The sequence below is a fragment of the Janthinobacterium sp. BJB446 genome, assembly GCF_002735655.1.
In the GTDB taxonomy this organism is placed as follows: Bacteria; Pseudomonadota; Gammaproteobacteria; order Burkholderiales; family Burkholderiaceae_D; genus Janthinobacterium; species Janthinobacterium lividum.
In genome coordinates this window covers 14,220-36,872 of sequence record NZ_PDZK01000004.1, presented here as the reverse complement: position 1 = coordinate 36,872, position 22,653 = coordinate 14,220, and the positions used below count along the sequence as shown (strand labels likewise).

At 63.5% G+C, this 22,653-nt stretch carries 13 protein-coding genes; 11 read left to right on the top strand and 2 right to left on the bottom strand.

Features of this window, described 5'->3' with window-relative positions; all coding sequences use genetic code 11:
* The first annotated feature begins 82 nt into the window (after positions 1-82).
* The 9 genes from hppD (at position 83) to kefC (ending at position 16,327) form a co-directional block, all read left to right on the top strand.
* Positions 83-1,210, top strand: a complete 1,128-nt coding sequence (hppD, locus tag CSQ92_RS22200; RefSeq protein ID WP_034783523.1) for a 4-hydroxyphenylpyruvate dioxygenase — start codon at positions 83-85, stop codon at positions 1,208-1,210.
* A 195-nt stretch (positions 1,211-1,405) separates the two neighbouring features.
* The gene (locus CSQ92_RS22195; RefSeq protein WP_099395424.1) at positions 1,406-5,002 is read left to right on the top strand and encodes an indolepyruvate ferredoxin oxidoreductase family protein; all 3,597 of its coding nucleotides are present in this window, start codon (positions 1,406-1,408) and stop codon (positions 5,000-5,002) included.
* A gap of 123 nt (positions 5,003-5,125) precedes the next feature.
* A complete protein-coding gene (locus tag CSQ92_RS22190) occupies positions 5,126-6,634 on the top strand; it encodes a S41 family peptidase (protein ID WP_099395423.1) in 1,509 nt (502 codons plus the stop codon).
* Between the two features lie 163 nt (positions 6,635-6,797).
* Entirely contained in the window at positions 6,798-9,521 is a 2,724-nt protein-coding gene (locus CSQ92_RS22185) for a TonB-dependent receptor plug domain-containing protein (RefSeq protein ID WP_070280045.1), read from the top strand.
* Positions 9,522-9,645: 124 nt separating this feature from the next.
* Positions 9,646-11,445 carry a M14 family metallopeptidase gene (locus CSQ92_RS22180; protein WP_099395422.1) on the top strand — a complete coding sequence of 600 codons (1,800 nt, stop codon included), beginning with the start codon at positions 9,646-9,648 and terminating at the stop codon, positions 11,443-11,445.
* A gap of 120 nt (positions 11,446-11,565) precedes the next feature.
* Positions 11,566-12,711 carry an ankyrin repeat domain-containing protein gene (locus tag CSQ92_RS22175; RefSeq protein WP_099395421.1) on the top strand — a complete coding sequence of 382 codons (1,146 nt, stop codon included), beginning with the start codon at positions 11,566-11,568 and terminating at the stop codon, positions 12,709-12,711.
* Between the two features lie 3 nt (positions 12,712-12,714).
* Positions 12,715-13,860, top strand: coding sequence for an MGDG synthase family glycosyltransferase (locus CSQ92_RS22170; RefSeq protein WP_180277090.1), 1,146 nt, complete (start codon positions 12,715-12,717; stop codon positions 13,858-13,860).
* A gap of 10 nt (positions 13,861-13,870) precedes the next feature.
* Positions 13,871-14,443, top strand: coding sequence for a dual specificity protein phosphatase family protein (locus tag CSQ92_RS22165; RefSeq protein WP_244517505.1), 573 nt, complete (start codon positions 13,871-13,873; stop codon positions 14,441-14,443).
* A gap of 63 nt (positions 14,444-14,506) precedes the next feature.
* Positions 14,507-16,327, top strand: a complete 1,821-nt coding sequence (gene kefC, locus CSQ92_RS22160) for a glutathione-regulated potassium-efflux system protein KefC (RefSeq protein ID WP_099395419.1) — start codon at positions 14,507-14,509, stop codon at positions 16,325-16,327.
* A gap of 65 nt (positions 16,328-16,392) precedes the next feature.
* On the opposite strand, the gene pepF is transcribed toward kefC, so the two are convergent.
* A complete protein-coding gene (gene pepF, locus CSQ92_RS22155) occupies positions 16,393-18,273 on the bottom strand; it encodes an oligoendopeptidase F (protein ID WP_099395418.1) in 1,881 nt (626 codons plus the stop codon).
* A 148-nt stretch (positions 18,274-18,421) separates the two neighbouring features.
* Positions 18,422-19,750, bottom strand: a complete 1,329-nt coding sequence (locus tag CSQ92_RS22150) for an amidohydrolase (RefSeq protein ID WP_070258600.1) — start codon at positions 19,748-19,750, stop codon at positions 18,422-18,424.
* 196 nt (positions 19,751-19,946) lie between these two features.
* On the opposite strand from CSQ92_RS22150, the gene CSQ92_RS22145 reads away from it, so the two are divergent.
* A complete protein-coding gene (locus CSQ92_RS22145) occupies positions 19,947-21,653 on the top strand; it encodes a methyl-accepting chemotaxis protein (RefSeq protein WP_099389826.1) in 1,707 nt (568 codons plus the stop codon).
* A 129-nt stretch (positions 21,654-21,782) separates the two neighbouring features.
* Positions 21,783-22,649: an ABC transporter ATP-binding protein gene (locus CSQ92_RS22140; RefSeq protein WP_070258604.1), complete on the top strand. Its 867-nt coding sequence runs from the start codon at positions 21,783-21,785 to the stop codon at positions 22,647-22,649.
* The last annotated feature ends 4 nt before the right edge of the window (positions 22,650-22,653 follow it).

Below are 22,653 nucleotides of genomic sequence, written 5' to 3'. Positions count from 1 at the left end.
ATCATGATTGTTCGGGAGATCTTTGGCATTTAATGCCCACAGACCGCGCCTATACTGTGCGCTACTTCTTGGAGGAGACATCATGCAATTTCAGCCTTGGGATAACCCGATGGGTACCGATGGTTTCGAGTTCGTCGAGTATGCAGCACCAGACCCAAAAGCATTGGGCAAGCTGTTCGAGAACATGGGCTTCACGGCCATCGCGCGCCACCGCCACAAGGATGTGACCCTGTACCGTCAGGGTGACATCAATTTCATCATCAATGCCGAACAAGATTCGTTCGCGCAGCGTTTTGCCCGCCATCACGGCCCGTCCGTGTGCGCCATCGCCATCCGCGTCGACGACGCGGCCTTCGTGTACCGCCGCGCGCTGGAACTGGGCGCCTGGGGTTTCGATAACAAAACAGGTCCGATGGAGCTGAATATCCCCGCCATCAAGGGCGTGGGCGATTCGCTGCTGTACTTCGTCGACCGCTGGCGCGGCAAGGGCGCCGACAAGCCGGACGCGGCCGCACCAGGCGGCATCGGCGACATCAGCATCTATGACGTCGACTTCGTCGCCATTCCCGGCGCCGTCGCCAACCCGGTCGGCCATGGCCTGACCTATATCGACCACCTGACGCACAATGTGCACCGTGGCCGCATGAAGGAATGGGCCGGTTTCTATGAAAACCTGTTCAACTTCCGCGAAGTGCGCTACTTCGATATCGAAGGCAAACATACGGGCCTGAAGTCGAAAGCCATGACTTCGCCATGCGGCAAGATCCGCATCCCGATCAACGAATCGTCGGACGACAAGTCGCAGATCGCCGAATACCTGGACCAGTACCATGGCGAAGGCATCCAGCATATCGCGCTGGGCACCGATGATATCTACGGCTCCGTGCAAGGCATGCGCGATACGGGTATCGATTTCCAGGACACGATTGAAACTTACTATGAGCTGGTCAACCGCCGCCTGCCGAACCACGGCGAGCAGCTGGAAGAACTGCGCCGCCTGCGCATCCTGATCGATGGCCACAGCACGGAAAACGAACGCGAACTGCTGCTGCAAATCTTCACGCAGACGGTGATCGGCCCGATCTTCTTCGAGATCATCCAGCGCAAGGGCGACCAGGGCTTCGGCGAAGGCAATTTCCGCGCCCTGTTCGAATCGATCGAGCTGGACCAGATCAAGCGCGGCGTGCTGAAAGATACGAACGCGGCGTAATGTTGCTTTGTAACAAATAGTAGTAAAAAGAGTACCGGCCCGGGAGTGCAGCGCAGCAAAGAACTGCGCGCATTCCTGTGGTAGTCTACGACAAACAAGTCATTTTTCCGCACCGGCATGCTCACAAAGCGCGGCCGGTACGTGTGAGTTCAACCGACTTTGCACGCGTAGCACAGAGAATAATGGAGACAAGTAATGAATGCACCAATCAAGGGCTCGAGTCTTGAGCCGGGCGCGCACGCGTCTGAAATTTCCCTGAACGACAAATACACCTTGGAGCGTGGCCGCGCCTTCATGACGGGCACGCAAGCGCTGATCCGCCTGCCCATGCTGCAGCGCGAGCGCGACCTGAAGGCTGGCCTGAATACGGCCGGCTACATCACCGGTTACCGCGGTTCGCCTGTGACGTCCGTCGACATGACGGCGATCAAGGCCAAGAAATACCTCGATGAGCACCACGTCAAATTCCACCCGGGCCTGAATGAAGACCTGGCCGCCACGGCCGTCTGGGGCACGCAGCAAACGAATCTGTTCGAAGACGCGAAATACGATGGCGTGTTCGGCATGTGGTACGGCAAGGGTCCCGGCGTCGACCGCTGCGGCGACGTGTTCAAGCACGCGAATAACGCCGGTTCCGCCAAGCATGGCGGCGTGCTGGTGCTGGCCGGCGACGACCATGCGGCCAAGTCCTCGTCCACGGCGCACCAGTCCGACCATATCCTGAACGCCTGCGGCATCCCCGTGCTGTATCCGTCGTCGGTGCAGGAATACATCGACTACGGCTTGCACGCCTGGGCCATGAGCCGCTACACGGGCCTGTGGGTGTCGATGAAATGCGTGACCGACATCATCGAGTCGGGCGCCGCCGTCGACTTCGACCCGGACCGCGTGCAGATCACCCTGCCGACCGACTTCGAGATGCCGGCCGGTGGCCTGAACATCCGCTGGCCCGACACGGTGCTGGAACAAGAAGTACGCATGAACAGCTACAAATGGTATGCGGCGCTGGCGTATGCGCGTGCCAACAAGCTCAATAAAATCATCTGGGACAGCCCGAAGGCGCGCATCGGCATCATCACGGCCGGCAAATCCTACCTCGACACGCGCCAGGCGCTGGCCGACCTGGGCATCGACGAACAGACGGCGTCCGACATCGGCATCCGCCTGTACAAGATCGGCATGACGTGGCCGCTGGAAGCGGACGGCGTGCACGAATTCGCCAAGGGCCTCGATGAAATCCTCGTGGTGGAAGAAAAGCGCCAGATCCTCGAATACGCGCTGAAGGAAGAACTCTACAACCTCAAAGACGGCGAGCGTCCGCGCGTGGTCGGCAAGTTCGACGACACGGGCGAATGGAGCAACCAGAAGGGCACGGGTCACGGCGACTGGCTGCTGCCGGCCACGTATGAGCTGAACCCGGCCATGATCGCGCGCGCGATTGCCAGCCGCATTTCGCGCTATTACGCGGGCCACCCGGTGGAGCAGCGCGTGAAGGAGCGCATCGCCTACCTGGAAGCGAAGGAAAACGTCCTCAAGGCGATCAGCGTGAAACCGGATCCGCAAAAGGACCGCACGCCGTTCTTCTGCTCCGGCTGCCCGCACAACAGCTCGACCAAGGTGCCGGAAGGCTCGCGCGCGCTGGCCGGCATCGGCTGCCATTACATGGTGCTGTGGATGGACCGCGAAACGTCGACATTTACCCACATGGGCGCCGAAGGCGTCACGTGGGTGGGGCAGGCGCCGTTCACGAATGAAAAACACGTGTTTACCAACCTCGGCGACGGCACGTATTTCCACTCGGGCATCCTGGCCATCCGCGCGGCCGTCTCGGCCAAGGTGAACATCACCTATAAAATCCTGTTCAACGATGCGGTGGCCATGACGGGCGGCCAGGAATTCGACGGCCCCCTGTCTCCGGCCATCATTTCGCGCCAGATCGCCGCCGAAGGCGTGGGCCCGATCATCGTCGTCACGGACGAACCGGAAAAATACCCGGACGATTACGCCTGGGCCGAAGGCGTCACCGTGCGCCACCGTTCGGAACTGATGGACGTGCAGCGCGAACTGCGCGACATGCCCGGCGTGTCGGCCATGATCTACGACCAGACCTGCGCCTCGGAAAAACGCCGCCGCCGCAAACGCAATGAATATCCGGACCCGGCCAAGCGCGCCGTCATCAACGAAGCCGTCTGCGAAGGCTGCGGCGACTGTTCCGTGCAGTCGAATTGCCTGTCGGTGGAGCCGCTGGAAACGGAACTGGGGCGCAAGCGCCAGATCAACCAGTCGTCCTGCAACAAGGATTTCTCGTGCACGACGGGCTTCTGCCCCAGCTTCGTGACGGTGGAAGGCGGCGGCCTGAAAAAGCCGAAAAAAGCGGCTGCCGCCGACAAGGATGCGCCAGCCGTACCGGCCTTGCCGACGCCGACGACTCCATCGACGGCCGAGCCGTTCGGCATTCTGGTCACCGGCATTGGCGGCACGGGTGTCGTCACCGTCGGCCAGATCCTGGCCATGGCGGCCCACGTGGAAGGCAAGGGCTGTTCCGTGCTGGACATGAGCGGCCTGGCGCAAAAGGGCGGCCCTGTCATGTCGCACGTGCGCCTGGCGGACCGCCAGGAAGATATCCACTCGACGCGCGTCGGCACCGGTGCGGCCGATCTCGTCATCGGCTGCGACCTGATCGTCACGGCCAGCCGCGACGCCCTGTCGCGCATGGGTGAAGGACGCAGCTGGGCCATGATCAACTCGACCAGTTCGTCGACGGCTGCCTTCGTGAAGAACCCGGACTGGCAATTCCCCGGCGCTTCCGCGCGCATGGAAATCGAAAAAGCGTGCGGCAACGACCACGTGGACTTCATCGACGCGGGCCAGATCGCCACGGCATTGATGGGCGACTCGATTGCGACGAATATGTTCATGCTGGGCTACGCCTGGCAAAAGGGCAAAGTGCCATTGAGCGAAGCGTCCATCATGAAGGCCATCGACTTGAACAACGTCTCGGTGGCGTTCAACAAGGCCGCCTTCAACTGGGGCCGCGCCGGCGCCCACGATGCGGCCAGCCTGGTACGCATGACAACGCCAGCCAAGGTGGTGGAATTCAAGCGCATCGACACGCTCGACGACATCATCGAAAAACGGGTGGCCCTGCTGACGGCCTATCAGGACCGCGCGTATGCGCAGCAGTACCTGGACTTCGTCGGCCAGGTGCGCGCCGCCGAAAGCGCCCTGAATGGCCCGCAGCTGCGCCTGACGGAAGCCGTGGCCCGCTACTTCTACAAGCTGATGGCCTACAAGGACGAGTATGAAGTGGCGCGGCTGTACACGGACGGCGCCTTCCAGGCGAAGATCGCCGCCATGTTCGAAGGCGACATCAAGCTCAAGTTCCACCTGGCGCCGCCGATCATGGCCAAGACGGACGCCCAGGGCCATCTGGTGAAGAAGGAATTCGGCCCGTGGATGATGAAGGCGTTTGGCGTGCTGGCCAAGTTCAAGGGCTTGCGCGGCACGGCCTTCGACGTGTTCGGCCATACGGCCGAGCGCAAGATGGAGCGCGCGCTGATTCTTGAGTACCGCGCGACGGTAGGCGGCTTGCTGCCGAAACTGACGATGGCCAAGCTGGCGCAAGCAGTGGCGATTGCCAGCATTCCGGAAGACATCCGCGGCTATGGCCATGTGAAGGAGCGTCATTTGAAGGCGGCGAAAGAGAAGGAAGCCAGTTTGCTGATCGCCTTCAATGCGCCGACGCCGCTGCCGCCCGTCGTGGCTGCGCCCGTGGCGGCCACCGTGGCGTGATGGGGTGAACTCCACGCTGTAGCAATGGCGCCTGCGGGCGCCATTTTTTTGTGTTAAAGAAAACAACGCCTGCCGGGAAAACGCATTATAATTTTTAGATAATTTCTTTTCGGAAAGTTTGTCATGCATTCCCTGCGCCGTCGTTCCCTCGCTGTGTCCTTCGTATTCGTGTTGAGTGCCTGCGGCGGAGGCGGAGGCGGCAGCGACGGCGCGCCCGTCGTCCCGCCCTTGACTCCAACCGGGCCGACGGGGCCGACGGCGCTGGTCGCTTCATCCACGGTGGCGAACCGCTGCGAGGCGCCGCGCAGCGGCAGCAGCATCGACAAGCCGGGCACCTTGCTCAATGAACAGACGTGGGTGCGCAGCTGGATCGATGAAACGTATCTGTGGTACCGCGAAGTGCCGACCACCTACCTGCCGCAAAGCTTCACCACGGCCAAGGCGTATTTCGATGTGCTGAAAACGACGGCCACGACGGCGTCCGGCAAGCCGAAGGACCAGTTCCATTTCACGTATACGACGGCGGAATGGGAAGCCTCGCTCAATGGCGTGGAACTGGGCTATGGCATGTTGCTGGCGCTGACGCGCACCACGCCGCCGCGCAAGGCGGTGGTCACCATTGTCGAGCCAGGCTCGCCGGCGGCACTGGCGGGCTTGCGGCGCGGTGACGTGCTGCAAACCGTCGATGGCGTCGATTTCGTCAATGCCCCCGACACGGCCAGCGTAGATATCCTCAACGCGGGCCTCTTCCCTGCAGCGCAAGGCACGCATACGCTGGCGTTCAGCCGCAACGGGGCGCCCATCTCCGTGAGCCTGCAGGCGGTGGAGGTCAGCACCAGCGCCGTGCAGAACGAGCGCATCATCGACACGCCCACGGGCAAGGTGGGCTACCTGACCTTCAATACGCATAACAATGTGGCCGAACGCCAGCTGATCGAGACCATGACCCGCTTCCAGGCGGCCGGCATCAGCGACCTGGTGCTCGACGTGCGTTACAACGGCGGCGGTTATCTGGATGTCGCCAGTGAACTCGCTTACATGATTGCTGGCCCGCAAGTTACTACCGGCAAGACCTTCGAGCAGGTGCTCTTCAATGACAAGACCCGGCCGGAAGCGCCCGTGCCATTCCATGCGCAAAGCCAGGGCTTTGGCGGCCCGAATCCCCTCGCCAAGGGAACGCCGTTGCCCTCCCTAGGTCTCAAGCGCGTGACCTTGCTGACAACCGGCAATACCTGTTCGGCCAGCGAAGCGATCATCAACGGCTTGCGCGGCGTGGACGTGCAGGTCAACCTGATCGGCGGCACGACGTGCGGCAAGCCCTACGGTTTCTTTCCCGCGCCGAATTGCGGCACCACGTATTTTGCCGTGCAGTTCCAGGGCGTCAATGCCAAGGGCTTTGGCGACTTTGCCGATGGCATGGCGCCGACCTGCGACGTGGCGGACGATTACCAGCACCAGTTGGGCGACGCGGCCGAAGGCATGCTGGCGGCGGCGCTGCGCTACCGCAGCAGTGGCAGCTGCACGCCGGCCGCGGGCGCGCTCAGACTGCTGGGTTCAATCGAGAGTCCGGCCGACACGGCCACGCGCCTGCTGCGCCCGGCCTACAAGGAAATTGCCATCATTCGCCGTTAAGGCGCACGTTCCTGCCATGTGCCAGACAAGGCACGTGGCGTTTTCCTGCTCATAAATCTTTCTATATAACAATTTTGATATATAGAAAGATGAATCCATTCGTTCTGTAATTACTGGCATTTTGATATCTTTCGCCTTCTCCCTAACCTTGAGAAGCGCAAAGATGCCTATACAATTCAAGTTACCACCGCTCACCGTAGCCGTACTGGCTATCCTGGGCGGTTCCGCATGGCAGGTGCACGCGCAAACGCAAGCGCCCGCAGCGGATCAGCAGCCGGCGGCCACCCCGCCAGCCGTCGTGGTCACCGGTTCGCGGATTCCCCGCGCCAGCCTGGAAGGCCCGTCTTCCGTCACCATCCTGACGGGGGATGAAATCACCAAGCAAGGGTACAAGAACGTCTTCGATGCGCTGACCAACCAGGTACAGAACAGCGGCTTTACGCAAGGCGAAGACTTCGGCAATACGTTCACGCCGTCGGCCAATACCATCAGCTTGCGCGGCCTGGGCCCGAACCACACCTTGATCCTGCTGAACGGCCGCCGCCTGGCCGACTTCCCCGTCGCCTACGAAGGCACGGTCAACTTCACCAACCTGGCGAATATCCCGTCGAGCATTGTCGACCGCATCGAGATCCTCAACGGCGGCGCTTCGGCCATCTATGGTTCCGACGCGATCGCCGGCGTGGTCAACGTCATCCTGAAAAAGCAGACGGAAGGTTTCGACATCAATGTCAAGGCGGGCGGCACCACGCGTGGCGGCGCCGGCAACCAGCGCGTGCAACTGACGGGCGGCGGCAATTTCGACAAGTTGCATACCTTGTTCAGCTTGGAGCTGAGCCAGCGCGATCCGCTGTCGAGCCTGCAGCGCGACTTCATGGCCACCCGTTCGGGCACGCCGACGAATATCGCCTCGCGCCGCGTGGTGCAGGCAGGCACCTCCGGCAGCTACGTGGACCTGGGCGATACCTGCAACCAGTTCGGCGACCTGTTCGGCGGCAGCGTCGTCAAGTACCAGGCGAAGAACGGCAGCTATTGCGCCAGCCCGAAAGTCGGCCCCACTTACTGGACCACGCAAACCAAGAACCGCAGCCAGAACGTGTTCGGCAGCGCCAACTATGAGCTGTCGCCGGAAACGACCCTGTTCGCCGACATCCTGATCGGCAAGAACTCGACCGAGAACAACACGCGCGGCCCGACGTGGACGTCGTCGTCGACGGGCAGCAGCTATTTCCGCAACCAGAACACGAATCGCTACGAAGCGTGGACGCGTTATATATCGCCCGAGGAAATGGGCGGCGTGGAGCGCTACAACCGCAAGTGGGACGACCTGGCCACGGCCATCTCGCTGGGCGCCAAGGGCCGCATTCCCGGCACGTCATCCTGGCAGTATGAAGCGAACTACAATGCCTCGGTGTACAAGAGCGAAAGCCACACGCCGCGCGCGCTGGCCAATATCGACAGCTTCTTCCTGGGACCGAAACTGGGCACCGACGCTGCCGGCGTGCCGATCTACGCACCGGATCCTGCCCGCCTGTCGCGCCGCGTGACGGCGGCCGAATTCGACACCATCACGGGCAATTCCGACAGCGACGACAAGGCCTGGACGAATACCCTGAGCCTGTCCACGAATGGCGACCTGTTCCAGCTGCCCGCCGGCGTGGCGAAGATCGCCACCATCGCCGAAGTGGGCAAGCAGGGCTTCAGCAATGTGCCCGATGCGCGCCTGAATGACGGCTACTTCAACGTCGCCACCAAATCCGATATCACGGCCGGCACGCGTACCCGCTATGCGCTGGGGGCGGAATTGAATCTGCCGCTGCATGAAAAGCTGACCGGTACCCTGGCCGGCCGTTACGACCGCTACAGCTTTGCCGGCCGCCATGAGGGCAAGTTCACCTACAACGGCGGCCTGGAACTGCGTCCCGCGCCTGAGCTGCTGTTCCGCGCCAACTACGCCACCAGCTTCCGCGCGCCGGACATGAATTACATCTACAAGGCGCGCGGCACCGGTTACTACTCGAGCACCACCGACTACTACCGCTGCGGCGCGGCCGGCCAGGCCATCGAAGGCTGCGAATTTGCCAACAAGTCGCCGGGCGCCGATTATGTGCAGAACGGCAGCAAGGATCTGCAGTCGGAAAAAGGCAAGTCGTTTGGCGTCGGCGCCGTCTGGTCGCCCAGCTCGAACTTCGACGTCTCCGTCGACTACTGGAACATCAAGATCGATGACCTCGTGACGAACCTGAGTTCCGACAAGATCTTGCGCGACGAAGCCGATTGCCGCCTGGGCAAGACGGATATCAATTCGCCGACCTGCGTCGATACCCTGGGCCGCGTCGAGCGCTTCGCGGCGAATGCCCTGAACCGCGCCGGCGAGATCAAGACCATCACCGTCAATCCGATCAATGCGGCAAAGCAGAGCAGCAGCGGCATCGACGTGAGCCTGAAGTACCTGCTGCGCACGGCGGACTATGGCCGTTTCGCCTTCAAGGCTAACTACGCCAAGGTGCTGAGCAAGAAGTCGCAGCAATTCGTCGGCGACGAAGAGATCGACGAGACGAAATCGCTGACGAACATGGATTGGCCCGACAAGCTGAACCTGAGCGTGAACTGGAGCGCGGGCGACTGGTCGAACACCCTGCTGGTCAGCCGCTACGGCAAGATCCCGAACGCCGCCAGCACGGCCTATCTGACGCCGACGGCGCTGGCCAATATCAGCACCGTGTACCGCATCAACGACCGCGCCACCTTGTCGCTGATCGTCAACAACGTCTTCGACAAGATCAAGCGCGACACGAGCGGAGGCTGGCCGTATTACCCGGTGGGCAGTTTCAGCCCGCAGGGACGCCAGGGCTGGGTCGAGTTCAACTACCACTTCGGCTCGTAACTCACGCTTGCCAGAGCAAGGCCGGAGCAGCTGACGCTGTTCCGGCTTTTTTATTTGCCGCTGCGTTTTTACCTGACCGCCACTCTATAATTGCCCGCTTGTCCCTCTTGATGGAGCTAGTCCGATGCTACGCCGTGTCCTGCTGTCCGCCGCCGTGTTTTCCCTGTTTGCCGTCAACGCGCACGCCGCACGCGATATGCGGCTGTTTTCCCTGAAGACGGAGGCCGAGTACTCGGGTTTCAGGAATACGGGCCGCTACGAGGAAGTGGAAGCCTTGTGCCGGCGCTTCGAAGACCACCATCCGAAACAGGTGCGCTGTTTTGAATTTGGCCGCACGCCGGAAAACCGCCCCATGCTGGCGCTGGCCGTTTCCAACACGGGCGCGCTGACGCCGGACGCGGCCAGGCTGCGCAAGATACCGGTGCTGCTGGTGCAGGGCGGTATCCATGCGGGGGAGATCGACGGCAAGGATGCGGGTTTCCTGGCCCTGCGCGAAGTATTGGAAGGCAAGGCCGCCGCCGGCGCGCTGGACAAGCAGGTGATGCTGTTCGTGCCCGTGTTTAATGTCGATGGCCATGAGCGCTTCGGTGCGTGGAACCGCCCGAACCAGCGGGGACCGCAGGAAATGGGCTGGCGCAGCACGGCGCAGAATTTCAATTTGAACCGCGACTACATGAAGGCTGATTCTCCCGAGATGCAGCACATGCTGGCGCTGGTCAATGCCTGGGATCCGCTGGCGTATGTCGACCTGCACGTGACGGACGGCGCGCAGTTCGAACCTGATATCTCGATCCAGGTCGAACCCGTGCATGCGGGCGATGCGGCCTTGCGCGCGGCGGGAACGGCGCTGCGCGACGGCGTGCTGGCCGACCTGGCAAAGCAGGGTTCCGATCCGAAGCCGTTCTACATGTCGTTTGCCGAAGAAGACAATCCGCAGTCGGGTTTTGTCGATTCGACGCCGAACCCGCGCTTTTCGCACGGTTATTTCATGTTGCGTAACCGTTTCGGCGTGCTGGTGGAAACCCACTCGTGGAAGGACTACCCGACCCGCGTGCGCATCACGCGCAATACCATCATTTCCCTGCTGTCGCAGATGGCGCAGCACGGCGCGGCATGGCGGCAGAGCGCCATGGAAGCGGACCTGCGCGCGACGCAGCTGGCCGGCAGTGCGCTGCCCCTCAGCTACAAGACCACGGAGAAAAGCCGCATGATCGCGTTTCGCGGCTATGCCTACACGCGCACGCCGTCCGAGGTATCGGGCGCCCTGATGACGCGCTATGACGAAAAGACACCGCAAATCTGGAACGTGCCGCTGCGCGACGAGATCGTGCCTGACCTGCAGCTGGCCGCACCGAAGGCCGGTTACCTGGTGCCGCGCGCGCAGGCGGCCATGGTGGGCGCCAAGTTGCGCCAGCACGGCATCGCCTACAAGGAAATGCGCAGCATCTTCGCCGGGCAGAATGTGGAAGTCTTCCGCGCCACCGCCGTCAAGTTTGGCGCGCAGTCGTTCGAGGGACGCCAGACGGCGGCGGTACAGGGCGAGTGGCAGAAAGAGGAGCGCCTCGTCGATGCCGGCGCGCTGTACGTGCCCGTCAACCAGCCGAAGGCGCGCCTGGTGGTGGCGCTGCTCGAGCCGCGCGCGCCCGACTCGCTGCTGGCCTGGGGCAGCTTCAACACGGCGTTCGAGCGCAAGGAATACATGGAGGACTATGTGGCCGAGGACGTGGCGCGCGCGCAGCTGGCGGCCGACCCGGCGCTGGCGGCGCAGTTCCGGCAGAAGCTGGCCGACGAGCCCGAGTTTGCAAAGAGTCCGCGCGCGCGCCTGGAGTTTTTCGCCCGCCGCCACGCGTCGTGGGATGAGCGGCTGAACCTGTATCCGGTCATGCGCGTCGACGTGGCGCCTGTCAGTTTCATGGATTTGTAACACTCAATATGCGCGTCGCCGCACGGCGCACACCGGAGTTGTCAAATCGCGCAGATTAATCGAAAGAAAATGCTATTCTCCGCTCGATGATGGCGCCGCCAGCACGAGCAGAGACGAGGAATGGGTAATAACACACTGTATAACCAGCACCGGGAGACATTTTTTCGCCTTTGCGACGCCGTGGGCGAGAATCAGGTGGAGCAGGTGCGCAGCCTGCTCCAGGCCACGCCGCTGCTGTTGACCTTGCGCCGCTACAACATGGATGACGGCGAATCGCTGCTGCATCTGGCCGCGGCCGGCGGCAGCCGCGACGTCTGCGCGCTGCTCGTGTCGTTGGGCATGGACATCGATCTGCCCTTGCCCGGTTACCGCAACCATACGCCGCTGGATGCGGCGGCAAGCCATGGCCATCTCGATACTTGCCGCTGGCTGCTCGAGCATGGCGCTGCCGTCGATGGCCTGCCGGACAATATCCTGTCGCCGCTGGACAGCGCCTGCGTTGGCGGCCATCAGGACGTGGTCGCGTTGCTGCTGCAGCGGGGCGCCAATCCGAACCGCCTGCATACGCGCTGGAACCAGGCGCCGGTCGATATCGCCACCGGCTGGGGCTTTCCCGCGATCACCCAATTGCTCGCTGCCGCCGGCGGCGTCAGCATACTCGACGTGCCGCGGCAGGCGGCCGCCTCGCCGCAGGAATCGATCCGCACCTTCATGCACAACAGCGCCGGCTGGGTGCTGCCCGCCGTGTTCAGCCCGGACAGCGGCGACGCGCGCTTTTCGCTGGGAATCAGCTGCATCGATGGCAAGAGCGATTTCAAGCTGCTGTTTACGGTCGGCCTGTTCCAGCAATCGCCGATGACCGAACTGGCCATCTGCCTGCCGGCTCGCTGGCCGCTGACCGTGCACGGCTTCACGGAACACAGCCCATGGCGCTTCCCGGTGGCGCTGCTGGCGCGCCTGGGACGACGCACGCTCGATCAGGCCAGCCTGGCCGCGGGCGAGCTGCTGCGGCGCGACGATCCGCACCTGGTGGACCTGGCCTGGCCGGACGGCGTCGATGCGCTGCTGGCCATCGACAAGCGCTGGAATCCGGCGCCCGAGGAAGAAGACATTGCCGACGATGACAAGGTCACCATCTATCTGCTGGTGCCGGTGAAGTTCACCAAAAAAGGCGCGCCCGACGCCAGCACCTTGCCGGCTTTGATGGAGCGCAAGCTCAAAGGCAGCTGGAAAGTGTCGGCCCTGCCTGTCCCCGTTATTGGCTAGCTCATGACAAAAAAAATTCTTCTCCTGAGCGTCTCGGCCGGCGCCGGTCACATGCGCGCGGCGCAAGCCATCGAGGCGTATGCGGCGCGCGATGGCGGCGCAGGCCCTGCGGCGCTGGTCCTGCATCTCGACGTGATGGACTTCGTCACGCCGGCGTTTCGCAAGCTGTACACGGATTTCTATATCAAGCTGGTCAACAAGGCCCCCGCGCTGTGGGGCTATCTGTATCACGCCACCCACGATGCGCCGCGCGACAGCACCATGCAGCGCCTGCGCCGTGGCATCGAGCGCCTCAACACGCGCGCGCTGATGGCGCAGATCGCCGCCTTCCAGCCTGACGCCATCATCTGCACGCATTTCCTGCCGGCCGAACTGCTGTCGCGCGCGCTGCGCCAGCAGCAGCTGGCTTGCCCCGTCTGGGTGCAAGTCACGGATTTCGACTTGCACCGCATGTGGGTGCATGAACAGATGCAGGGATATTTTGCCGCCACCGACGAAGTGGCGTTCCGCATGCGCCACGAAGGCATCCCCGCTGAACGCATCCACGTGACGGGCATCCCCATCATGCCCGCGTTTGCGCAGGTGCCCGACCGCGTGTCGTGCGCGCAGGCGTTTGGCCTCGACCCGCAGCGCACGACGATACTGCTGATGGGCGGCGGGGCGGGACTGGGCAGCCTTGAAACGGTCGCCGCGCGCCTGCTGGCGCTGCCGGGCGACTTCCAGCTGATCGTACTGGCGGGGAAGAACGCCGCCGCGCTGGCGGCGCTGCAGGCACTGGCCGGCCAGTATCCGGGCCGCTTGCTGGCGCAAGGCTTTACCAGCGAAGTCGAGCGCCTGATGGCGTGCGCCGACCTGGTGATCACCAAGCCGGGCGGGCTGACCACCTCGGAATGCCTGGCTCTGGGCTTGCCCATGATCGTCAACTCGCCGATTCCGGGGCAGGAAGAGCGCAATGCCGACTATCTGCTGGAGCAGGGCGTGGCCCTGAAGGCATTCGATGCCGTCACCCTGGAATACCGCGTGCGCCTGCTGCTCGATCATCCTGAACAGTTGCAATCGATGCGCGCGAAAGCGCTGGCCCTGGGCCGTCCGCGCGCCGCTCTGGACGTACTGGCGCAGGTGCTGCGCGCTGGCGCCATTCGTCAATAACAAGGAAGCCATGATGTTACATGCAGTACTTTTGACGCTCGCCCTGGGGCTGGCCGCCGCGCCCGCCGGGGCGCAGCCATCGCCGCCACGCCATCCGGACTGGGCCACGCCGTTGCCGCAGGTGTCGAACCTGCACCAGGTCACGCCTGTCCTGTACCGCAGTGCCAGGCTGGACAGCGCCGACGTGGCCCAGCTGCAGGCGCTGGGCGTGAAGACGGTGATCAGCCTGCGCTCCTTCCACTCCGATACGCAGGTGCTGGAAGGCAGCGGCATCCGCGCCGTCCGTATTCCCATCAATACCTGGGCCATCCGCGACCGGCATGTGATCGACACCATGCGTGCCATCCGCGCCGCCGGACAGCACGGTCCCGTGTTGCTGCACTGCCTGCACGGCGCCGACCGCACGGGCATGATGGCCGCCATGTACCGCATGCTGTACCAGGGCTGGCCGCGCGAGAAGGCGATCGACGAGCTGAAAAATGGCGGCTACGGCTACCACGCCGTGTGGAAGAATATCGAAAGCTACCTCCAGCGCGTGAATGTCGACGAACTACGCGCACGTATCGATGCGCCGCAACCCTGATACCCCGCTGGCGCGCCACTTCAGGCATGATTGCGATTCCAGTCACGTTTTTCCGGAACCCGCATGGAACACCATAGCTTTCTCATCAACATACTGTTTTACCTGGTTGCCGCCATCATCATGGTGCCGCTGGCCAAGCGCCTGGGCATGGGCGCCGTGCTGGGTTATCTGGTGGCCGGCGTCGTTATCGGTCCCTGGGGCCTGGGCCTGATCAAGAATGTCGAAGTGATCCTCAGCTTTTCCGAATTCGGCGTGGTGCTGCTGCTGTTCCTGATCGGCCTGGAGCTGGAACCCAAACGATTGTGGCTGCTGCGCCGTCCGATTTTCGGCTGGGGCGGGGCGCAGGTGGGTGTCGTCAGCGCGGGCTTGTGCGCCGTGGCCATGGCCTTTGGCGTGGACTGGCGCACCGCGCTGGTGGGCGCGCTGGGGCTGTCGCTGTCGTCGACGGCCATCGTGCTCGCTACCCTGGGTGAACGCAAGCTGATGACGACGCCGGCCGGTTCCGCGGGCTTTTCCATTTTGCTGTTCCAGGATATCGCCGCCATTCCCATGATCGCGCTGGTGCCGCTGCTGGGCGGCCTGGTCACGCATAGCGGTGAGCCGGGCTGGCTGCGCGTAGCCAAGCTGGCCGCCGTGCTGGCGGCCCTGGTGATCGGCGGGCGCTTCCTGGTGAACCCCATCCTGCGCTTCATCGCCAGGACGGACTTGCGCGAAATCTTCACGGCCTTCGCCCTGCTGCTGGTGATCGCCATTTGCGTGCTGATGGAATCGGTGGGCTTGTCGATGGCGCTGGGTACCTTTATGGCGGGCGTGCTGCTGGCCGATTCCGAATACCGCCATGAACTCATTTCCGACCTGGAGCCGTTCAAGGGACTGCTGCTGGGCCTGTTTTTCATCGCCGTCGGCATGTCCGTCGATTTCGGCGTGCTGCGCGCCCAGCCCCTGCTGATCCTGGCCCTGGTGGCGGGGCTGCTGGTGGTCAAGATCGCCTTGCTGTACCTGCTGTCGAAGTTTGTCGACATTCCCCGCGGCCAGCAGCTGTTCTTTGCGCTGCTGCTGTCGCAAGGGGGCGAATTCGCCTTCGTCGTGTTTGCCGCCGCCGAGGCCGCGCACGTGTTCGCGCCGGAGACAGCCGCGCTGCTGGTCGTGGTGGTGACCCTGTCGATGGTGGCCACGCCCTTGCTGCTGCTGGCGCACGACAAATTCGTCGCGCCGCGCCTGCAAAGCGAAAAGAAGCGCCGCCCCGACGACCATATCGAGGCGCAGGACAACCCCATCGTCATCGCCGGTTTCGGCCGCTTCGGCCAGATCATCGGCCGCCTGCTGGCGGCCAATAAAATCGGCGTGACGGTGCTGGACCACGACCCGGACCAGATCGACCTGCTGCGCAAGTTCGGCTTCAAGGTGTTTTATGGCGACGCCACGCGCGTGGATCTGCTGGTGGCGGCCGGCATCGAGAAGGCCAGAGCGCTGGTGATCGCCATCGACAATGTGGATGACAGCCTGGCCCTGGTCGACGCCGTGCGCCTGCGCCTGCCCGAACTGACGATTCTGGCGCGCGCGCGCAACGTCACGCATTACTATGAATTGATGAAGCGGGGCGTGACCCTGATCGAGCGCGAGACCTTCGCGGCGGCGCTGCTGCTGGGCGAACAGACCTTGCAGCAGGTGGGCTTCAGCCCGGAGCGGGCGCAGCGCGCGGCCGGCATCTTTGGCCGGCATAACCTGAAAACCCTGCTGGAAGTGGCGCCGCACTTCCAGGACCAGCAAAAAGTCATGTCCCTCACGCGCCAGGCGCGCGAGGAACTGGAAGACATGTTCGAGAGCGATGCGGCGGCGTTTGCGGCGGCTGAAACTTCGGGGTCAGACCCTCAACACCGCTAACACAGAGGCTTGCGCTAACAATAGAGGGGGGCTGACCCCAGCCTTCGCTTGGGGTTTGCTAAAGCTTACTTCCCCCGGCGGCTCTCAATCGCCTCGATCTGGTCCATGATGCCGTTCATGCGCGCCACCAGCGCCTGGTACGGTTTCGGCGATGCCAGGTCGACGCCGGCCGCTTTCACCAGTTCATACGGATAGGCCGAGCCGCCCGCGCCGAGCATCTTCAGGTAGGCGGCCAGCGCGCCCGGTTCCTTGTCGAGGATGCGCTGCGCGAAATCCTGCGCCGCCGCGATCGAGGTGGCGTACTGGAACACGTAGAAGCCGTGATAAAAATGCGGCACGTAGGCCCATTCCAGCGCGTAGGCGGGATCGATGGTCATGACGCCCTGCGCTTCGCCGTGGTAGCGCTTGAGGATGCCGGCATAGATGGCCGTGATCTCTTCGCCCGTCAGCGATTCCCCCTTGTCCACCTTGCCGTGGATGGCCGCCTCGAATTCGGCAAACATGGCCTGGCGGAAGAAGGTGCCGCGCAGGTTTTCCAGCGCCGCGCCAAGGTACAACAGGCGCTCGTCGTCATCCTTGGCCTGCTTCAGGCGCGCGTCGAGCAGCAGCGCCTCGTTCGTCGTCGAGGCGATTTCCGCCACAAAGATGCTGTACGGTGCATAGATCGATGGCTGCGCCTTGTTGGCCAGCACCGAGTGCATGGCGTGGCCCCATTCGTGCGTCAGGGTGCTGACGGCTTCGTAATTGTCCGTGTAGTTGAGGAGCACGAACGGATGCACGTCGTACGCGTCGCCATTCATATAGGCGCCCGCCACCTTGCGCGGGCGCGGATACACATCCATCCAGCGCGCGTCCACGGCGGCGGTGAGTGCCTTCACATAGTCGGGCCCCAGCGGCGCGACGGAGTCGAGCATCATCTGCTTGCCTTCGGCCAGCGGGAAGGTGCGGTCGCTTTTCAGCAGCGGCGCATAGATGTCGTAATACGCGAGGTCCTTGACGCCCAGCATGCGCGCGCGCAGCTTGAAGTAACGGTGCAAGGTGGGCAGGTTGGCGTTGGTTTGCGCGATCAGGGTCTGGTAGACGGCTGGCGGCAAATGGTCGGCGTCGAGCGCCGCGCTTTGCGAGTCGGCATAGCGGCGCACCTTCGCATACGCGGCATCCGTCTTCAGCTGGCCGTACAGGGTTTCGCCGAACGTGCGTTCATATTCCTTCCACTTGCCGAAGAAGGCGTCGAACACCAGCTTGCGGTCGGCACGTTTGTCATCGTCGCGGTATTTCGTGTAGGCCGCCTGGTCGAGGCGCACTTGTGTACCGTCCGACAGTGTGACGGTCGGCCACGGGATTTCCGCATTGGCCAGAGTGCGGTAGACGCTGGCGGCCGAGCTTGTTGCCAGGCCAAACTGCGCCACCAGCTGCTCGCCAGCCGCGTCGAGCGTATGCGGCGCGCTGCGCAGCATGTTGCTCAATTGAAAACGGTACAGCTGCAAGCCCTTGTCCTTCGCCAGCATGGCATCCATGCGCTGGCTGCCCAGGGCAAGGATTTCCGGCTGCAGAAAGGTCGTCGCCTGGGAGAAATCGTTGCCCAGCAGGGCTGCGCGCTGGTTCAGCTGGTTGCCCTTGCTGTCGCCCGTATCCTGGTCGTAGTACTGCGCCGCATAGGTGGTGAGCGTGTTGACGCGCTTGCGCGCATCGGCGTACAGGTCCAGGCAGCTTTTCAGGCGGGCCGGCGAGGCTTTCAGCTGCCCTTTGCAGGCGCCCAGTTGCTGCAGCTGGGCCGACAGCTTTTTCGCGTCGGCGTCGAACGCGGCATCGTTTTGATACAGCGCCGTCAAATCCCAGCGGTCGGCTTGCCGGTCGGTGGGCGCCGGCGCGGCGAAGGCGGTGGAGATGGCAAAGCCGAGGGCCAGCAGGGTCAGTACGGGGCGTTTGAGCGCGGTTGTCGGCATACAGTATCCATTCATGGTCTGGTTGCAAGGGATGCCGGCACGAACGTGGCGGCAGACAACGAGCTTACTGCAGCAGGGGGATGAAGGAAAGCATTTCGGACGAGGGGGAGGGGCGCGGGGAAAAGCAGCTTCCCCGCGCACTGCCTGATTACTGCTTCTTGCCCAGCAAATCGAGCAGGATCGACGTTTCCGCCGTGATCGCCGCCTTGATGGTCGGCTGGTACTCGGGCGCCCATTGCGGCGAGTGCGGGCCGGCCAGCGGTTTGCCGCTGGCCTTGGCCGCCGCCAGCTTGCCTGGCTCCACCGCGCCGATATGCAGCAGCACGGCTTTCACGCCGGCCTGGCCGTAGTTGGCGAAGTCTTCCGACGTCATCTTGGCCGGCATTTCCGTCACGTTGGCCGCGCCCAGCGATTTTTGCAAGGTAGACACCATGCGCAGGGTCAGGTCCGGGTCGTTGTAGACGGCGTCCGTGCCGGGACGAATCTCCACCAGCGGCTCTTTCGGCGCGCCGGCGGCAAACGCTTCGCCCTTGACTTCACGCGCGATGCTGGCCAGCACGCGCTTGCGCACGGCATCCTTGAAGGTACGCACCGTCAGCTGCATGGTGACCTGGTCGGGCACGATGTTGGCCTGCGTGCCGCCATGGATGCTGCCCACTGTGATGACGACGGGGTCCATCGGATTGTTTTCGCGCGAGACCAGCGTTTGCAGTGCCAGCACGATGCGCGCGGCCATCACGACGGGGTCGCGCGTGTCGTGCGGCGCGGCGCCGTGGCCGCCCTGGCCATACACGGTGATGCTGATGGTGTCGGCGGCGGCGCGGAAGTAGCCGGCGTGGTAGCCCACCGTGCCCGATGGCAGCGTCGCTTCATCGTGGAAGGACAGGGCGTAGTCCGGTTTCGGGAAGCGCGTGAACAGGCCGTCCTTCAGCATGGCGGCCGCGCCCAGCAGCGGCTCTTCGGCCGGCTGGCCCACCAGCATCAGGGTGCCGCTCCAGTGCTGGCGGTTGTCGGCCATCAGCTTGGCGCTGCCATACCAGGCCGACATGTGCACGTCGTGGCCGCAGGCATGCATCACCGGCACGCTTTCGCCGGCCGCGTTTTTCGTCACCACGCTGCTGGCAAACGGCAGGCCGGTCTTTTCCAGCACCGGCAGCGCATCGATTTCCGTGCGCAGCATGACGACGGGACCGGGGCCGTTGCGCAGGATGGCGACGACGCCCGTGCCGCCGACGCCGGTGGTCACGTCAAAACCGAGCGCCTTGACCTTCTCGGCCAGTTTTTTTGCCGTCTCGACTTCCTGGAACGCCAGTTCCGGGTGGCGGTGCAAGTCCAGGTACAGGCTTTCCACGGCCGGGTAATTGGCTGCGAGCTGGGCCGCGATGGCGGGTGGCAGGGCCGCGCCGTGGGCGCTGCCGGCACAGGCGAGGACGGCGGCAAAGGTGATTTTCTTCAGGGGCAATGCGGAAAGTTTCATAGATTTCTTTGAGAAACAGGCGGGCGGACAAGCGCGGCGCGCCTGTAGTTGCGGAGGAGATTTTTAACTTAACAGAAACATTTCTCAAAATCAACAAATCAGCTACATATATTTCAACAATGTATAATCTGCAATGCAAAAAATTCCATATGGAATTAAATATATCTTTGATGCATTTATTGAGAGAAAAGACACCATGGGCTTTATCGCAAATATCAAGATCGGCAAGCGCCTGAGCATCGGCTTTGTCCTGATCCTGGCAATGACCGTTCTGATCGCTACAGTGGGCGTGTGGCGCCTCAATGAGGTGGCGACGTCGACGCGGGCCATGATGGCCGAACCGCTGACCAAGGAACGCCTGATTACCGACTGGTATGGCTTGAACTTTGCCTCGATCCGTCGCACGGCCGCCATCGTCAAGAGCAGCGATCCGGCGCTGGGACCGTATTTCAAGGAAGACTCGGCCGCGTCCGTGAAGAAGGCGGCCGAATTGCTCAAGCAGATCGAGCCCCTCGTCGCGGGCGACAAGGAAAAAGCCCTGTTTGCCAAGATCCTCGAGCAGCGCAAGGTGTACAGCGCCTCGCGTGACGGGGCCGTCAAGGCCAAGGCCGATGGCGACGTGGAAGGCGCGGCGAAAATCCTCGACACCGCGTTCACCCCGGCGGCCAAGGTGTACCAGGATTTACTGCAGGAACTGGTGACCTTGCAGCGCGAAAGCATCGATGCGACGGCCAAGCAGATCGACGCTTCCGCCGTGCATGACACCACCGTCATCAGCCTGCTGACGCTGTTCGCCGTGGCATTCGGCGTGCTGTGCTCGTGGCTGCTGACGACGGGCATCACGCGTCCGCTGCGCCAGGCGCTGGCGCTGGCCGAAACGGTGGCCGCCGGCGACCTGACGCAGACCGTCGCCACGACGGCGAAGGATGAAACGGGGGCGTTGCTGACGGCCCTGGGCAATATGAACAACAATCTGGTCAGCATCGTCAGCCAGGTGCGCAGCGGCACGGACAGCATCGCCACGGCATCGTCGGAAATCGCGGCCGGCAACCTGGACCTGTCATCGCGCACGGAACAGCAGGCCGGCTCGCTGGAAGAAACGGCTTCGTCGATGGAAGAGCTGACCAGCACCGTCAGGCAGAACGCGGATAACGCGCGCCAGGCCAACCAGCTGGCCATCGCGGCGGCCGGCATCGCCAGCCGCGGCGGCTCGGTGGTGGCCGAAGTGGTGGCGACCATGGGGTCGATCAACGAGTCGTCGCGCAAGATCGTCGACATCATCAGCGTGATCGACGGCATCGCCTTCCAGACGAATATCCTGGCGCTCAATGCGGCAGTGGAAGCGGCGCGGGCCGGCGAGCAGGGGCGCGGTTTTGCGGTCGTGGCCGGCGAAGTGCGCAACCTGGCGCAGCGTTCGGCCGCGGCGGCCAAGGAAATCAAGGGCTTGATCGACGATTCCGTCAGCAAGGTGGGCGTGGGTGCCAAGCTGGTCGACCAGGCCGGCGCGACGATGGATGAAGTGGTGTCCAGCGTCAAGCGCGTGACCGACATCATCGGCGAGATTTCCAGCGCCAGCCAGGAACAGACGCACGGCATCGGGCAAGTCAACCAGGCGATTACCCAGATGGACCAGGTGACCCAGCAGAATGCGGCCCTGGTGGAAGAGGCGGCGGCCGCCGCCGGTTCGCTGCAAGAGCAGGCGAACGGCCTGGCGCAAGTGGTCAGCGTATTCAAGTTGCGCGATCAGCCAGGTTTGCTGCGTCGTCCGGCGCCACAGCCGGCAGCCGCGCGTCCTGCGCCGGCAGCACCGCGCCCGCGCGTTGCCGTGCGCGGCGCCGCCGTGCCGCCAAGGACGCTGGCGCCAGCCAAGGCGGCAGCCGGCGATGACTGGGAAGAGTTTTAATAGCCAGTCGCCGCACCGCTCGTCACGCTTTTCGACCGTTCGCATGGCACATTGCGCCGTTCGTGTGGCGCCGCTGGCGGCAGCGGCGGTGCGCCGATAGGCTGGGGGCTTCTTTCCTGGAGCCCCGCCATGCTATCGCTCAAAGCGCTCGATAAAACTTACGACAACGGCGTTCACGCCATCAATAACGTCAGCCTGGAGATTCCCGCCGGTCTGTTTGGCCTGCTCGGGCCGAATGGCGCCGGCAAGTCCTCGCTGATGCGCACCATCGCCACCTTGCAGGATCCCGACAGCGGCAGCATGCATTTCAACGGCGTCGATGTCGCCAGCGACAAGGCGGCGCTGCGGCGCCAGCTCGGCTACCTGCCGCAGGATTTCGGCGTCTATCCCAGGGTCAGCGCTGTCGAGCTGCTCAATCACTTTGCCATCTTGAAGGGACTGCATCAGCGGGGCGAGCGCCGCGAGGCGGTCGAGGCGCTGCTGCAGCTGACCAATCTGTGGGAGGCGCGCAAGCGCGCCGTCGCCAGCTATTCGGGCGGCATGCGCCAGCGCTTCGGCATCGCCCAGGCGCTGCTGGGCGCGCCGCGCCTGGTGATCGTCGACGAACCGACCGCCGGCCTGGACCCCGATGAACGCCAGCGCTTCCTGAACCTGCTGGCGCGCATCGGCGACAAGGTGGTGGTGATCCTGTCGACCCACATCGTCGAAGACGTGACCAATCTGTGCCCCCGCATGGCCATGATCGCCAAGGGGCGCGTGCTGATCGATGGCGCGCCGCAGGCGGCGATCGCCACCCTGCAGGACCGCGTCTGGCGCCGCAGCGTCAGCGATGCCGAACTGGCGCAGTACCAGCAGCACTGCACGGTGCTGTCGAGCCGCCTGGTGGCGGGCCGCACGCAGATCAACGTGTATGCGGACAGCCAGCCCGATGACGGCTTCCGCCGTGTCGAACCGGACCTGGAAGACGTCTACTTCCTGCAACTGCGGGCGGCCTGAGGAG